Below are 13,956 nucleotides of genomic sequence, written 5' to 3'. Positions count from 1 at the left end.
TCAGGAGGATAACGTGACCACCAGGACACTCGAGGACTACGAAGATCGTGCAGGCGCCGTCATCGGCTCTCATCAGACGGCGAGCAGCCGCCGGCGCATTCTGATTGCCGGTACCATCGGAACCGCCATCGAATGGTACGATTTCTTCATCTACGGCCTGATCGCGCCGCTAGTCTTCGATCAGCTTTTCTTCCCGAAATTCGATCAATTGGCCGCCACCATCGCGGTGTTCGCAACGTTTGCCGTCGGATTCCTGGCCCGGCCGCTCGGCGGCATCGTATTTGGACACTTCGGCGATCGTTTGGGCCGCAAGTCCGTCCTGTTGTGCACGCTGCTCATGATGGGACTGGCCACCATGTCGATCGGGCTGCTGCCGACCTATGGCAGCGCTGGCGCGATCGCCACCATCGCCCTCGTAGCATTGCGCTTCATTCAAGGCTTTGCGCTCGGCGGTGAATCGACGGCGGCCATCCTCATGGCGGTCGAGACATCTCCGGGTCACCGGCGCGGCTTCTCGGCTGCCGTGATCCAGGCTGCGGGACCGGTCGGTGTCGTCCTCGCTTCGTTTGCGGCGTTGACCATTTCCCGGCTGCCGGAAGCGGATCTGCTGTCGCGGGGCTGGCGCGTTCCATTTCTGGTCAGCGCCGTCCTCGTGGCCCTCGGTGTTTACATGCGGCTCCGCATCGAAGAGAGCACGACATTCCGCGAGGCACCCGAGGCTGCTGCAGTGCCCGCCATCGAAGCGCTCAAGAGCCACTGGCGGTCCATCATCATCGTCCTCTTCGCGGAGATGGCTCAGACGTCCTACTTCTATCTGACGGCGATCTTCACGATCTCCTTCGCCACGCGCCAGCTCGGCGTTCAGAAGGACGTGATCACGCAAGCCGTCCTTCTGGCCAACCTTGTCGGCCTCGTTGCGATGCCTCTGATCGGCGCCTGGTCCGACCGGATCGGACGGAAGCGGATTTTCCTGGCGGGCGTTGTGCTCGCCGCCGTCTCGATGTTTGCGTTCTACAATGCGATCGCAACGCGTGATCCGTTGCTGGTGACGGCCGCGGTGGTGCTCGCCGCCGGGGTAATTCACCCGCTCATGTTCAGCACTGAAGGCAGCTATTTCCCTGAGCTGTTTCCGACGCGGATCCGCTTCACCGGCGTTTCGATCGGAAAACAGTTCGGAACGGTGCTCGGCGGAGGAATCGCGCCGCTTGTCGCCACAAGCCTGTTTGCGCAGACAGGCACCGCCTACGCGATTACCGGATACTACGTGGTGCTCGCGCTCGCCGCGGTGATCGCGCTGGGCTTTGCGCGAGAAACCGGCAAATCGCGGCTCGCCAGCTAAGCCCGTCTGCAACACAAGGGAGGCTCATTATGGACGTCAATCTTCTGATCAAAGGGCACGATCAGGCAGCAAGCAACGGCAAGGTCTTTGAACGCCGCAATCCGCTGTCGAAGGAGGTCGCGAGCAGGGCTGCGGCCGCGACCGTTTCGGATGCCGAGGCGGCGGTGGCGGCGGCTTCTGCCGCGTTGCCGGGATGGTCGGCGCTCGGCCCAAACGCGCGACGCGGCCTGTTACTCAAAGCTGCCGATGTGCTCGAGGCCAAGCGCGACGCCTTCATTGCGATCATGATGGCCGAAATCGGCACCACCGAAGTGTGGTCCGCCTTCAACGTCAAACTCGCGACCGGCATGTTGCGCGAAGCGGCATCGCTCACCACGCAAATCGCCGGCGAGGTGATCCCTTCCGATAAGCCCGGATGCATCGCCATGGCGGTTCGCCAGCCGGCCGGCGTGTGCCTGGGGATTGCGCCCTGGAACGCCCCGATCATCCTGGGAATCCGCGCGGTGGCGACGCCACTGGCTTGCGGCAATACGGTCGTGCTCAAGGCCTCTGAAATCTGTCCGGGGACACATCGGCTGATCGGCGAGGTGTTCAGGGACGCCGGATTCTCGCCCGGGGTCGTCAATGTCGTGACCAATGCGCCGGCCGACGCGCCCGCTATCGTCGAGCGCCTCATCGCAAATCCAGCAGTGAGAAGGATCAACTTCACCGGCTCGACCCGCGTCGGCCGCGTCATCGCCGAGCTCGCCGGACGGCATCTCAAGCCCGTGCTGCTCGAGCTCGGCGGCAAGGCGCCTCTGCTCGTGCTCGATGACGCCGATCTCGACGCCGCGGTGGCTGCCGTCGCGTTTGGCGCCTTCATCAACCAGGGTCAGGTCTGCATGTCGACGGAGCGCGTGATCGTTGACGAGGTGGTCGCGGATATCTTCGTCGAGAAGCTTGCCAGGAAGGCAAAGTCGCTTCCGGCCGGCGACCCCCGTTCCGGTCCGGTGGTCATCGGCTCCATGATCGATGAGCCTCCCGCACGACATGTCGTTGATCTCATCGACGACGCGATCGGCAAGGGCGCCGTCAAGCTTGCGGGCGGGGAGCGTGTCGGCACGGTCGTGCCGGCGACGGTTCTCGACCGCGTCGTATCCGGCATGCGGATCTACACCGAGGAAAGCTTTGGGCCGGTGGTGTCGGTGATAAGGGCGCGCGGCGTGGATGATGCGGTCCGGCTTGCCAACGATACGGAGTATGGCCTCTCGGCCGCCGTGTTCGGTCGGGACGTCGCACGTGCGCTCACGGTGGCGCAACGCATCGAGAGCGGCATTTGTCACATCAACGGACCGACGGTGCACGATGAGGCCCAGATGCCGTTCGGCGGCATGAAGGGATCGGGCTACGGCCGCTTCGGCGGCCAGGCCGGAATCGCCGAGTTCACGGATCTGCGCTGGATTACCATCGAGACGCAGCCTCAACACTACCCGTTCTGATCGCGCCGATACGAAGCGAAAGCCACGCCAGGAAAGCAGCCATGAATTCAAGAATCCCAACGGTTCGGGAAGCGACCCTCGGCGTGCTTCGCTCATTTGGTGTCGATCGGGTCTTCGGCAATCCGGGATCGACCGAACTCGCCTTTCTGCATGACTGGCCGGCCGACATCGACTATGTGCTGGGATTGCAGGAAGCCTGTGTCGTCGGGATGGCGGATGGTTACGCGCAAGCAACCGGCCGCCCGGCCTTTGTCAACCTGCACTCGGCCGCCGGGCTCGGCCACGCGCTCGGCAATCTCTTCACTGCATTCCGCAACAAGGCTCCACTCGTTGTAACGGCGGGGCAGCAGGCGCGCAGCCTGCTTCGGATGCGACCCTATCTCTTCGCGGAGGATGCCGAGCAATTCCCAAAACCCTATGTGAAATGGAGTTCGGAACCGGCGCGGCCTGAGGATGTGCCCGCGGCAATTGCGCAAGCGTTCCTCACCGCCATGCAGCATCCGCGCGGCCCGACCTTCGTCTCGGTGCCGTCGGACGATTGGGCTCGCCCCGGCACGCTTCCACCCGTCCGGCGGATCGCCACGGAATTTGCCCCGGATCCGGCCGCGATCGTTCGGCTGGCCGCGGCGATCGGGGCGGCCAAAAGACCTGCGTTCGTGATCGGGTCCGAGGTCGATCGTAACGGCTGCGTCGACCAGATGGTGACCGTGGCTGAACGGGCGAAGGCCGTCGTCTGGGCAAGTCCCATGTCAAGTCGATCGAGCTTTCCGGAACGGCACGCCCAGTTCGCGGGCTTCCTTCCGGCGGCACCCGATGGGCTCGCCCGTGCCTTGCGTGGTGCGGATGTGATCGTCGTGTTCGGAGCCCCCGTCTTCACGTTCCACGTCGAGGGGCAATGCGAGGTGCTCGACGACGGTACGCCGATCTGGCAGATCACGGATGATCCGACCGAGGCCGCTTCGGCGCCTGTCGGCGACACCATCATCGCCACGCTTCCCAAGGCGCTGGATGCACTGCTGTCGGCGCTGCCGGACGTCGTGGACCGCGAGCAGCGCGCTGCGCGCCCGACGCCCGCCGTTCCGGCGGCGGCAAATCCCATTCCTCCAGCCTATGCGCTCAGCCGCCTGTCGGCGCTGATGCCGCAAGATGCCATCGTGGTGGAGGAAGCTCCGTCGCACCGGCCTGCGATCCAGCAATATTTGCCGAGGCCAGGAGCGGACAGCTTCTACACGATGGCGAGCGGCGGGCTCGGCTACAGCCTGCCGGCCTCGGTCGGCATTGCCTTGGCGCGGCCGGGGCGCCGCATCGTGTGCCTGATCGGCGATGGATCGGCGATGTATTGCATCCAGGCGATCTGGACCGCCGCGCAGCGGAAGCTTCCCATCACGTTCGTCGTGATGAACAATTCCGGCTATGGCGCGATGCGCGCCTTTAGCCAGATCATGCAGGCACATCGTCCACCCGGCATCGACCTGCCCGGGCTCGACTTTGTCGCTCTCGCCAAGGGATTCGGCTGTCCTGGCAAGCGCGTGACTGAGGTCGAGCATCTCGAGACGGTCCTTGGTGAGGCGCTGGCGGCGAACGGTCCCGCGCTGGTCGATATCGCGGTTGATGATGCGACAACAGACCTCTTCAGCCCACCACGGACTTGATCGGGGAACAAACTCGCTTGCGCCGACATTCGTCGGGCGATTGGAGATGTAGCTATGGCCTTGCAGCAGAATACCGATCACATCCAGACGACCCATATCGGCAGCATCCCGCGGCCGCATGATCTTCTCGATCTCCTGAAAGCGAAATACGCTGCGCAGCCGTATGAGTCGTCCGAGCTCGATGCCGTGCTGGCCCGATCGGTCGCGGACTGCGTGAGAAAGCAGGTTGCGAGCGGCATCGAGATCGTGACCGATGGGGAATTCTCTAAGCCCGGATTCTTCACCTATATCCGAGAACGTTTCGATGGATTCGAGTCCCGGCCGGACGACAGGTTGGCTCTGTTCCAGAAGGAAGTCGCTGCGTTCCCGGAATACTACGCCGAGTATTTCAAGGAAGCGATGATGGGCGGCGCCATTCTACCAATCGCTCCCGTCGTCTGCACTGGGCCGGTGAAATACAAGGGCGAGGACAAGCTCGCGATCGACATCGCGAATGTGAAGGCTGCCGCCAAAGCCGCGGGTGTGCCGAACCATCGCGTGTTTCTGCCGGCGACGGCTCCGTCCGGCGTTGGCCGAAACGAATACTACAAAACGGAAGAAGAGTATTTCCACGCGCTCGCGGCCGAACTGAACAAGGAATATCGGGCCATCGTGGACGCCGGCCTGCTGGTGCAGGTGGACGATCCGTTCCTGGCGGATATCTTCGTCGAGCCCGGCTTGGACGACGCGCAGAAACAACGCCGCGCGGAAGTCTATGTCGAAGCCACAAACGCGGCGCTCAACGGAATCCCGGCTGAGCGAGTTCGTTTCCACACGTGCTACGGGATCAACGAGGGGCCTCGAATCCACGAGTCGTCCCTCGGCGAAATCATCGCGTACGTGCTCAAGGTCAATGCGGGTTCATATAGTTTCGAGGCGGCAAACCCGCGCCATGAACACGAGTATCATCTCTTTGAGCGCGTGAAGTTGCCGGAGGGCAAGGTAATATGCCCGGGAGTGATCACACATGCGAGCAACATCGTGGAGCATCCGGAATGGATCGCCGAGCGGCTTATTCGGTTCGCAAACCTGGTTGGCCGGGAGAACGTTGTTGCGACTGCGGATTGTGGCTTCTCGTCCCAAGCGCTCTATCGCACCGAGGTGCACAACACGGTGGTTTGGGAGAAGTTCAAGGCCATGCGCGAGGGGGCGGACCTTGCGACCTCGCGCCTTTGGCGTACAACATAGCATTGTGCCTCTGATCTATTGCGAGGCTTTGGCTATGGCGCGCAATTCAGTCGAAATGCCGCGCATTGGAAGCGTGCCGTTCCATTGCCTATGTGGCGGCGATCCAGCGTCGCAGCCCGTCCGCTGAATGAAATCCGTCGGCGGCGTAGCAGCGCATGGACGGCTGGGAGGCTCGCATCATCTCGGCCAGTGCATGTCCTGGGCCGAGGTCCAGCACCCGGGTTACGCCCAGCTCTGCGAGCGCTTCCAGTGTCGCCGACCAGTCGATCGGGCGCGCGACCTGGTCTGCCAGTTTCGCCGTGGCGCCCGCGACGGAGAAGATGCGCTCGCCGTCACCTCCGGCAAGCAGAAACCGCTCGCTTGCGATGGCCGAATGCCTGCTGGCGTCGAGCGCCTGTTGCAGGGGTTCGCAGGCCTGCGCGAGCCTCCTCGTATGCGACGCGATCTTCACCGCGAGAAGGCCCGTGCGCGCTCCGTCCTTCGCAGCCTCGTCGCAGAGATCGATCACATCCCGCTCCGCGCCTCCGACCACGAAGAGCAGGCCGGGATTCTTGATGGCGATCTCGCAGCTATAGTTTTCGAGCAGGCGTTCGAGCGTCGCCAGGTCGAGCCCGCGGACATAGCCGAGGCGGCCATCTGGTCCCGCGGCGTCTTCCATTAGCCGGGCGCGCGTATCCGTCAGCCGCAACGCTTCCTCAGCGGTCCAGATTCCCGCGATGCTCCAGGCCGCCATCTCACCGACGCTATAGCCCGTGACGGCGGTCTGCTCGGTCAGGAGGTCGGCGATGCAGGCGTGGATCGCGAGAGCCGAAGTGACGGTCAGGATCTGGCTGGAATGATTGGCGGACAGCTCGTCCGCGCCTCGCGTCCTCACGAACTCCCGCGGGTCCTCACCGAGACCGGCGGTTGCTGCAGCGAAAATCGACTCCGCGGCGGGCTGGCCCGCGACAAGATCGAAGGTATTGTCCGAGAGCGTCCCTTGTCCACCGCAGAGCAGGGCCAGCATCAGACCTCCAGCCGAATGACGAACAGGGTCATCGCGAGCAGATCCGCCGAGCCGCCGGGGCTGAGATTGCGCGCGACGAAGGCGTGATGAAGATCGGCGGCGCGCCTGCGCCATCCTGGGGATCCGACGCCTCCGGCGGCCAGGAAGGTGGAGGCGCTGGCTTGCGCGAAGCGCAGTCCTTCGGGGCCGCCCCGATGCAGCAGGTTGGTGTCGTTGACCTCAGTGATCAGCCGCATGCAGGTTTGAAGGCGCACGGCTTCCTCGTCCTGTGGCGCAAGCTTGCGCGCCGCATGCAGCGCAGGCAGGGCGATGTCATAGACCGACGGAAAGCCATCGGCGGCTTCCGCCCTGGCGCCGCCGGCGCCATAGCGCCGCGCGGCCACGGCGCCATGGCTGCGAAGCGATACGGGGCCTGACAGGATGTCTTCGCCCCAGCGCTCCGAAACCAGCCGGCCGAGGGATTTGCGAATGCCGACGGCGTTCCGGTATCCGGCCGCGGCGCAGAGCAGACCCAGTCCGAAGATCGCGCCCCGATGTGTGTTGACGCCGCAGGTCGCGGCCAGCATCGCGCGCTCCGCGGCAACGCCGATCGCGCGCAGCCGGTTCATGCCGGCACCTTCGGCACCCGCGGCCGCGAGTTCGCGAAAGAACGGCGTCAGGGTGTCGGCGCTCAGGCACAAGAGCCCGGCATCCATGTCGCGATGCGCGCCGTTGTCAACATGGCTGACCAGCCCCGGCTTCGGGTAGGTCTCGACTTCGAGCTTCAGGCAATGCGATGCGAGATGGCCGAGCTGCTCCGCATCAAGCGCGCGTCCCGGCAGTGATTGTCGTCTCAGCGCAACGTTCATGACGCGTACCTCGCGAGAAAGGCTGCACGCGTCGTGGTGATGACGCCGGTCGGGCCCTTCACGAGGATTTCGTCCTCGTCAGTGCCGGACAGCTCGCGCCATTGAACCCCGCCTGCGGGACCTATGATCTCGCCGTCCAGCCGCATCGGCGCCTGCTTCGCGATCCGCGCGATGTCGGACGGCAGGGTTCTGGCCTGCTCTGCGGACGATAGCGGCCAGAGCAAGTCGAGGTCCGATCCATCCGAAAGATAGGGCAGGCCGGTGAGGTGCTGCCAGGCCAGGCTGCCATAGGTGCGGGTCTCCGGCAGAAGTCGGAGCAGCAAGGCGATCGTCTCGCGCCAGTGCGCGGGCGCCGCTGCGGCGGCGTTGGCCAACAACGGAGGTGGCGCGGATGCGACGATATCGGCCGCGGCGAGCGAGACCGCAATGCGCCGTTTGCCGTGGCTCGGCGGCAGCGGCAGACCGAGCGGGATCATGCCGGCGGTATCGCTGCAAGCCGGCCGGCGAACGACGAGGGGACGGCCGGCGTGTGCCCAGCCCGCGACCATCGGCTCGCTGGCGAGCTCGGGATAGCGGTTCATCACGGCGGCCCATCCGGCTGCCGAGGCCTTCACCATGCTGTGGCGCGCGAGCGGCTCAGCCATGTCGCGCCCCGTGATGTGAGGCCGCTGCGAACGCAACGCGCGCAGCGAGTTCGGCGGCTTTCCGCCGTCCGCCGCGTTCAGTACCGAGCCGGCCGCGATCATCCTGTCCTTGCGGCCGTTGCAGCACGGCCGCAAGCTGCGGCGCCAACGGCGCAGCTTCGTCCCAGACGGCGTGAATGCCGCCTGTCAACACCATGTTGTCGAGCCCGGGGGCGAACACCGGCGTGGCTTCCGCCTTCGCCCTCAAGACGTCGATCGGAAGCTTGGTGACCCGCGCCATCGACGGCAGATCCATCACCGCGGGATGCGCACCGGGCAGCGCCACCAGCGTGCCTGTGGCAAGCGCCGTCGCAATGAACGCGCCGGCGGCGCTGCCGCCATAGAGCAGGCCGATGGTACGGTGTCCTTCGGCTTCGGCCAGCAGCAGCGTCTTGGCGAGATGAGACAGATATTCGCTGAGGCCGAGAAGCTCGTCGCGCTTGCTCATGCGCTGGCTGGCGGAATCCACCAAGAACAGGATCGGCGCCCGATCTCCTGATTTGACGATCTCGATCACCCGCCCTGCAAGGACGATGGCTTCGTCCGCGCCGAGCGGCTGGCCCTGGGTAACGCCAAGCACATGAATTGGTTTGCCGTCAGGCAGCGTCGCTTGTCCCGCGATCATCGCGCCGGTCATGTCGATCTTGCTGCCGTTCGGGAACAGGCCGGCCAGGATATCATCGAGCGTCATCGGCGTTCTCCCTGTTGGCTGCCGCGCGAAGAAATGCGCCGGTCGGAAGTCCGGGGATCTCGGTCGGCTGGTCGATGCCGAGCCTCTCCCAGATCTCGACGGCGTCCTCGGCCGCGCCGAAACGCTGCAGCCGCCGCTCGAGGCGCGTCTGCTCGGCTTCGAGCACCGTCACGTCGCATCGTCTGCCGGCCTTCAGTGCGTTGATCGCGGCCTCGCGGAACGCCAGCGCCTCGTCGTCGACGAAGGTGTCGGCGCCGCCGATGAGGTAGCGGTGCTTGCCGCCCATGGTGCGCCAGACCAGGGCGCGGTCGCGCGAGTCGAATTCCTCGATGCCTTTGTTGGTCTCGATCACCTCGGGGCCGCTGACGCTGAGCCGTCCCTGTTCGGAGACGATCAGGCGCGAGCAGGTGCCGGCGATCAGGCTGCCGCCGCCATAGCATCCGGCGCGTCCGCCGATCAGGCCGATGACGTTAACGCCGGCGCGCCGCGCCTCGATCACCGCGCGCATGATCTCCGCGATCGCGAGCTCGCCGGCATTGGCCTCCTGGAGCCGCACGCCACCGGTGTCGAACAGGATCAGAACGTCCTGCTCGAGCGCGCGCGCGGCGCGCAACAGCCCGGTGAGCTTGGCGCCGTGGACTTCGCCGAAGGCGCCGCCCATGAAGCGGCCTTCTTGCGCGGCCACGAGCACCGGCGCGCCGTCCAGCCGGCCGCGGCCGATGACGATGCCGTCGTCGAACTGCTCCGGCAGGTCGAAGATCGCCAGATGCGGGCTGATCTCGCGCAACTCCGGGCCGATGAATTCGGCAAAGCTGCCGGCATCGACCAGTGCGTCGATGCGCTGCCGGGCGCTCGCCTCGTACCAGCTCAGCGAATTGGCGTTGGCTGTGACGGCTGTCATCGTTCCGGCTCCTCGATCTTGCGGATGCCTTGGGCGAGGCGCAGCGCCACCGTGTCGGGCCTGGCGCCGCCGTCATTGATGGAAATGCGCAAGCCGCCGGCAGAGCGGCGGGCGACGAAGTCGCGGACGACGGCATCCCACACCGCGCCGAAGCCGTGGGCTGCGGTTGCGATGTCGATCGTGCAGGTGTCGGCCGGGTGGCTGCGTTCCAGCAGCACCTCGAGATTGCCGGAGGCGACGACGCCGACGATCGCCTGCGCGCGGGTGCCGCCCGCGGATCTGGCAGCGGTCAGTCTGAAGCTGAGCTTTTCCATGGAAAACTCCTCACCAGTTGCGGAAGCGGCTGGGCGGACGGTAGAGGCCGCCGGAGGCCAGCATGAGGTCCTTGATCGAGCGCGCCGCCAGCAGGCGCCGGTCGGCGTCGAGCGGATCGATGCCGAGATCCTCGGGACGGCGGATCACGCCGCGCTGCCTGAGCTGCTCGACCAGCTTCGCATCACGCGCGCGGCCGATGTCGGTGTAGCCGGCAACGCCGCGGATCGCCTGCTCGCGCTCGTCCTTGCTCCGGCACATCAGGAGGTTGGCGATGCCCTCCTCGGTGACGATGTGGGTGACGTCGTCGGAGTAGACCATCACCGGTGCCAGATCGAGCTCGAGCTCCTGCGCCAGATCGAGCGCATCGAGCCGCTCGACGAACAGCGGGGCACTGCGCTCGCCAAAGGTCTCGCCGATCTGCACCACGAGCTTGCGGCCGCGGCGCAGCGCTGCGTTGGAATCGGGATCGGCCTCGGCGCCGGCCTTGAGCCAGGGTTCGCTCGGATGGCGGCGGCCGCGCGGATCGGATCCCATGTTGGGCGCGCCGCCGAATCCGGCAATGCGGCTGGTCGTCACCGTCGAGCTGTGGCCTTCGAGATCGATCTGGAGCGTCGATCCGATGAACATGTCGCAGGCATAGAGGCCCGCCGTCTGGCAGAAGGCGCGGTTCGAGCGCAGCGAGCCGTCGGGACCGGTGAAGAAGATATCGGAGCGCGCGGCGACATAGTTTTCCATGCCGACCTCCGATCCGAAGCAGTGGATCTGGTCGATCCAGCCGGCTTCGATCGCAGGAATGAGGGTTGGATGCGGGTTAAGCGCGAAATGGGTGCAGACCTTGCCCTTGAGACCGAGCTTCTCGCCATAGGTCGGCAGCAGCAACTCGATCGCGGCGGTGTTGAAGCCGATGCCGTGGTTGAGTCGGCGCACGCCGTAGGGTGCGTAGATGCCCTTGATGGCGAGCATCGCCGTCAGGATCTGGGTCTCGGTGATGGCGGCGGGGTCGCGGGTGAAGAGCGGCTCGACATAGAAGGGACGGCCGGCCTCGACCACGAAATGCACGAGGTCGCCGGGGATGTCGACGCGCGGCACCTTGTCGACGATTTCGGTGACCTGCGCCACGACGAGGCCGTTCTTGTAGCTCGTCGCCTCGACCACCGTCGGCGTGTCTTCGGTGTTCGGCCCCGTATAGAGGTTGCCGTCCTTGTCGGCACTCACGGCCGCGATCAGCGCGACGTTCGGCGTGAGGTCGATGAAGTAGCGGGCGAACAGCTCCAGATAGGTATGGACCGCGCCGAGCTCGATCTTGCGGCCGAACAGCATCCGCGCGATGCGCGCCGACTGCGGGCCCGAATAGGAGAAGTCGAGCCGCCGCGCGATGCCCTTCTCGAAGATGTCGAGATGGGAGGGCAGGACGACGCCCGACTGCACCATGTGCAGGTCATGGACATCCTGGGGCTCGAGGTTCGCGAGCGCCGCGGCGAGGATGTCGGCCTGCTTTTGATTGTCGCCCTCCAGGCACACCCGGTCCCCTGACCGGATCACCGCTTTCAGAAACGCGGGCAGGCTCGGGATCGGGACGACCTTTCCCTTGGCGTGCTGTCGGCCGGCTGCCAGGCGCTCGCCGAGGGCGGCCTTTTGCATACCCCAATCGCTCATTTCGGCTCCTTGGCATGCGGGGTTGGCTTTGATGACGCTTAATGTATGCGTATTGCCTTCAAAAGTCAATTAGCGTATACACAAAACCTATAAGCGATGGATATTCGCATACACAGGAGGGAATTTACGATGCGAATGCATGCAGATAGTCCAAGTCCTGCGGATCGTACTCCGCTCGCAGAGGGGAGGCGTCCGTGACCATTTCCGGCGTAGCGCTCCTTGCGATCTGCACGCTGCTGGGGAGCCTGCTTGGCGACCTGCTCGGCGTCGCCCTCGGTGTGAAGGCCAATGTCGGCGGCGTCGGCATTGCGATGATGTTCCTGATCGCGGCCCGGCTCTGGCTGGTGCGGCACGGCCTGCTCAGCCGCGGGCTCAATACCGGCGTCGAGTTCTGGGGCAGCTTCTACATTCCGATCGTGGTTGCCATGGCCGCGCAGCAGAACGTCGTCGCCGCGGCAAAAGGCGGTCCGATCGTCGTCATTGCGGGCGCCGGCGCGGTCGCGGTGTGTTTCGCGATGGTGGCTTTGATCGGCCGGTTCAGTGGCCCGGTCGAGACCATGGACGAGATCGAGGCCCGAGAGGCGCTCGAGGCGAGCGTGCCTCACTTCAAGTCCGGGAGGGTCGGATGACCATGATATCTCACATTCTCGCTGCAAATTCGCTGATCACCGCCTTTGCCGCCGTCGGGATCCTGATGTGGATTTCCGGCGCGATCTCGAAATACCTCACCTTCGGACGCATCCACGGCTCGGCGATCGCGATCATGCTGGGTCTCGTGCTGGCCTTTTTCGGCGGCATCGCCACCGGCGGTGAAAAGGGCGTCGCCGATCTGCCGGCGCTGACCGGGATCGGCCTGATGGGCGGCGCGATGCTGCGGGACTTTGCCATCGTCGCCACCGCCTTCGAGGTCGACGTGGTCCATGCGCGCAAGGCCGGGCTGATCGGTGCGGTCGCGCTCGGATTGGGGACGGTCGTTCCGTTCATTCTCGGCGTTCTCGTCGCCGCGGCGTTTGGCTACACTGACGCCGAATCGTTGACGACGATCGGTGCCGGCGCGGTCACCTACATCGTGGGACCGGTCACGGGGGCGGCGATCGGCGCGTCATCACCGGTTATTGCGCTCTCGATCGCGACGGGTGTATTCAAGGCAGTGATCGTGATGATCGGCACGCCGTTCGTGGCGAAGATGATCGGCCTCAACAATCCGCGCAGCGCGATGGTGTTCGGTGGATTGATGGGAACGGTCAGCGGCGTTTCCGGAGGGCTTGCGGCGACCGATCGGCGTCTGGTGCCTTACGGCGCATTGACCGCGACGTTTCACACCGGGTTGGGATGTCTGGTCGCGCCGTCCATCCTTTATTTCGCGGTGCGCGCGATCATAGGAGAGTGAATGGCAGGTCTGTTCAAGGTCGCAGCCGATGCGGAAGACGATGGAGGACTGCTCTCCGATCGCATCCGAAATGCGCTCACTGACGAGATCGCGTCCGGAACGCTCGTCGCCGGTTCGGCCTTGGAAGAGCAACAGCTTGCCGATCGCTTCGGGGCTTCCCGCACGCCGGTGCGGGAGGCGCTGCGACAACTCGCAATCAGCGGCCTGGTGGAGGTGCGCGGGCGCCGCGGTCTTGTCGTTGCGCGGATGACACCCGAACGTATCATGGACATGTTCGAGACTAGTGCCGAGGTGGAGGCCATGTGCGTCAGGCTGGCGACCTACCGCATGACGCCGCTTGAGCGCAGTCGTCTGATCGAACTCCACGAGGGCTCGCTGACGATGGTCGAGGCGAGTAATGTCGATGCGTATGACACGTTCAATCGAGAATTCCACGAATGTATCTACCGCGCGACGCACAACTCGTTCCTCGCCGAGCAAGCGCAAGACGTTCGCTCGCGGCTCAGCGCCTTCCGTCGCACTCAATTGCGGCAGGGTGATCGCATTCGTCGGTCTCGTGACGAGCATGAGGCGATCATGCAGGCGATTGCGGAAGGGGACGGCGATACCGCATCGCGCAGAATGCGCGCTCATATGTTGAATGCCGCTGCGGCGCTCGGGCGCTACATCGATGATCGCTTTGGCAAAGATGGATCGCGGAGCATCAGCGATGGCTCGCTGTCGGATCAATAAAGAAATGCAAAACCTGTGCTCGGTCAATTCACTGGCCA

General features: G+C 65.0%; 14 protein-coding genes. 7 read left to right on the top strand and 7 right to left on the bottom strand.

The window, feature by feature from the left end; genetic code table 11:
* Window positions 1-13: 13 nt before the first annotated feature.
* Genes K3F49_RS38205 through K3F49_RS38190 form a run of 4 tightly spaced genes read left to right on the top strand, consistent with a single transcriptional unit; the run spans window position 14 to window position 5,696 of the window.
* The gene (locus tag K3F49_RS38205; RefSeq protein WP_234686012.1) at window positions 14-1,339 is read left to right on the top strand and encodes an MFS transporter; all 1,326 of its coding nucleotides are present in this window, start codon (window positions 14-16) and stop codon (window positions 1,337-1,339) included.
* A gap of 29 nt (window positions 1,340-1,368) precedes the next feature.
* Window positions 1,369-2,817 carry an aldehyde dehydrogenase gene (locus K3F49_RS38200; protein ID WP_234686011.1) on the top strand — a complete coding sequence of 483 codons (1,449 nt, stop codon included), beginning with the start codon at window positions 1,369-1,371 and terminating at the stop codon, window positions 2,815-2,817.
* A gap of 41 nt (window positions 2,818-2,858) precedes the next feature.
* Window positions 2,859-4,469 (top strand): benzoylformate decarboxylase, encoded by a 1,611-nt coding sequence (mdlC, locus tag K3F49_RS38195; RefSeq protein WP_234686010.1) that lies wholly within the window; start codon window positions 2,859-2,861, stop codon window positions 4,467-4,469.
* Between the two features lie 54 nt (window positions 4,470-4,523).
* The gene (locus tag K3F49_RS38190) at window positions 4,524-5,696 is read left to right on the top strand and encodes a cobalamin-independent methionine synthase II family protein (RefSeq protein WP_234686009.1); all 1,173 of its coding nucleotides are present in this window, start codon (window positions 4,524-4,526) and stop codon (window positions 5,694-5,696) included.
* 88 nt (window positions 5,697-5,784) lie between these two features.
* On the opposite strand, the gene K3F49_RS38185 is transcribed toward K3F49_RS38190, so the two are convergent.
* The 7 genes from K3F49_RS38185 to mdcA are packed head-to-tail and all read right to left on the bottom strand — an operon-like array spanning window position 5,785 to window position 11,796.
* Window positions 5,785-6,702: an acyltransferase domain-containing protein gene (locus K3F49_RS38185; RefSeq protein ID WP_234686008.1), complete on the bottom strand. Its 918-nt coding sequence runs from the start codon at window positions 6,700-6,702 to the stop codon at window positions 5,785-5,787.
* Window positions 6,702-7,550: a triphosphoribosyl-dephospho-CoA synthase MdcB gene (gene mdcB / locus K3F49_RS38180; RefSeq protein ID WP_234686007.1), complete on the bottom strand. Its 849-nt coding sequence runs from the start codon at window positions 7,548-7,550 to the stop codon at window positions 6,702-6,704. Before mdcB ends, K3F49_RS38185 begins: the two co-directional genes overlap by 1 nt.
* Window positions 7,547-8,194, bottom strand: a complete 648-nt coding sequence (gene mdcG, locus K3F49_RS38175; protein ID WP_234686006.1) for a malonate decarboxylase holo-[acyl-carrier-protein] synthase — start codon at window positions 8,192-8,194, stop codon at window positions 7,547-7,549. Before mdcG ends, mdcB begins: the two co-directional genes overlap by 4 nt.
* Window positions 8,187-8,924: a biotin-independent malonate decarboxylase subunit gamma gene (mdcE, locus tag K3F49_RS38170; RefSeq protein WP_234686005.1), complete on the bottom strand. Its 738-nt coding sequence runs from the start codon at window positions 8,922-8,924 to the stop codon at window positions 8,187-8,189. The genes mdcG and mdcE overlap by 8 nt, the downstream gene beginning before the upstream one ends.
* Complete coding sequence (locus tag K3F49_RS38165) at window positions 8,911-9,825, bottom strand: biotin-independent malonate decarboxylase subunit beta (RefSeq protein WP_234686004.1); 915 nt, start codon at window positions 9,823-9,825, stop codon at window positions 8,911-8,913. The genes mdcE and K3F49_RS38165 overlap by 14 nt, the downstream gene beginning before the upstream one ends.
* Window positions 9,822-10,139, bottom strand: a complete 318-nt coding sequence (gene mdcC / locus K3F49_RS38160) for a malonate decarboxylase acyl carrier protein (protein WP_234686003.1) — start codon at window positions 10,137-10,139, stop codon at window positions 9,822-9,824. Before mdcC ends, K3F49_RS38165 begins: the two co-directional genes overlap by 4 nt.
* A 10-nt stretch (window positions 10,140-10,149) precedes the next feature.
* The gene (mdcA, locus tag K3F49_RS38155; protein WP_234686002.1) at window positions 10,150-11,796 is read right to left on the bottom strand and encodes a malonate decarboxylase subunit alpha; all 1,647 of its coding nucleotides are present in this window, start codon (window positions 11,794-11,796) and stop codon (window positions 10,150-10,152) included.
* Between the two features lie 194 nt (window positions 11,797-11,990).
* Here mdcA and madL point away from each other — a divergent pair, with 194 nt between their 5' ends.
* Genes madL through K3F49_RS38140 form a run of 3 tightly spaced genes read left to right on the top strand, consistent with a single transcriptional unit; the run spans window position 11,991 to window position 13,918 of the window.
* Window positions 11,991-12,425: a malonate transporter subunit MadL gene (madL, locus tag K3F49_RS38150; RefSeq protein WP_234686001.1), complete on the top strand. Its 435-nt coding sequence runs from the start codon at window positions 11,991-11,993 to the stop codon at window positions 12,423-12,425.
* A complete protein-coding gene (madM, locus tag K3F49_RS38145; protein WP_234686000.1) occupies window positions 12,422-13,186 on the top strand; it encodes a malonate transporter subunit MadM in 765 nt (254 codons plus the stop codon). The genes madL and madM overlap by 4 nt, the downstream gene beginning before the upstream one ends.
* On the top strand, window positions 13,187-13,918 hold the full coding sequence (locus K3F49_RS38140; protein WP_234685999.1) for a GntR family transcriptional regulator: 732 nt from the start codon (window positions 13,187-13,189) through the stop codon (window positions 13,916-13,918).
* The last annotated feature ends 38 nt before the right edge of the window (window positions 13,919-13,956 follow it).

The organism is Bradyrhizobium monzae (genome assembly GCF_021458635.1).
Classification (GTDB): domain Bacteria; phylum Pseudomonadota; class Alphaproteobacteria; order Rhizobiales; family Xanthobacteraceae; genus Bradyrhizobium.
Note: the sequence above shows the minus strand (reverse complement) of the source record. Positions and strands in the feature narration are given on the sequence as shown.

Bases quoted from the DNA above. Each gene is read 5' to 3' on its own strand.
- K3F49_RS38185 (WP_234686008.1), bottom strand. From the start codon at position 6,702: ATGCTGGCCCTGCTCTGCGGTGGACAAGGGACGCTCTCGGACAATACC.
- K3F49_RS38140 (WP_234685999.1), top strand. From the start codon at position 13,187: ATGGCAGGTCTGTTCAAGGTCGCAGCCGATGCGGAAGACGATGGAGGA.
- mdcE (WP_234686005.1), bottom strand. From the start codon at position 8,924: ATGACGCTCGATGATATCCTGGCCGGCCTGTTCCCGAACGGCAGCAAG.
- mdcC (WP_234686003.1), bottom strand. From the start codon at position 10,139: ATGGAAAAGCTCAGCTTCAGACTGACCGCTGCCAGATCCGCGGGCGGC.
- mdcG (WP_234686006.1), bottom strand. From the start codon at position 8,194: ATGGCTGAGCCGCTCGCGCGCCACAGCATGGTGAAGGCCTCGGCAGCC.
- mdcB (WP_234686007.1), bottom strand. From the start codon at position 7,550: ATGAACGTTGCGCTGAGACGACAATCACTGCCGGGACGCGCGCTTGAT.
- K3F49_RS38190 (WP_234686009.1), top strand. From the start codon at position 4,524: ATGGCCTTGCAGCAGAATACCGATCACATCCAGACGACCCATATCGGC.
- mdcA (WP_234686002.1), bottom strand. From the start codon at position 11,796: ATGAGCGATTGGGGTATGCAAAAGGCCGCCCTCGGCGAGCGCCTGGCA.
- madM (WP_234686000.1), top strand. From the start codon at position 12,422: ATGACCATGATATCTCACATTCTCGCTGCAAATTCGCTGATCACCGCC.
- K3F49_RS38165 (WP_234686004.1), bottom strand. From the start codon at position 9,825: ATGACAGCCGTCACAGCCAACGCCAATTCGCTGAGCTGGTACGAGGCG.
- mdlC (WP_234686010.1), top strand. From the start codon at position 2,859: ATGAATTCAAGAATCCCAACGGTTCGGGAAGCGACCCTCGGCGTGCTT.
- K3F49_RS38200 (WP_234686011.1), top strand. From the start codon at position 1,369: ATGGACGTCAATCTTCTGATCAAAGGGCACGATCAGGCAGCAAGCAAC.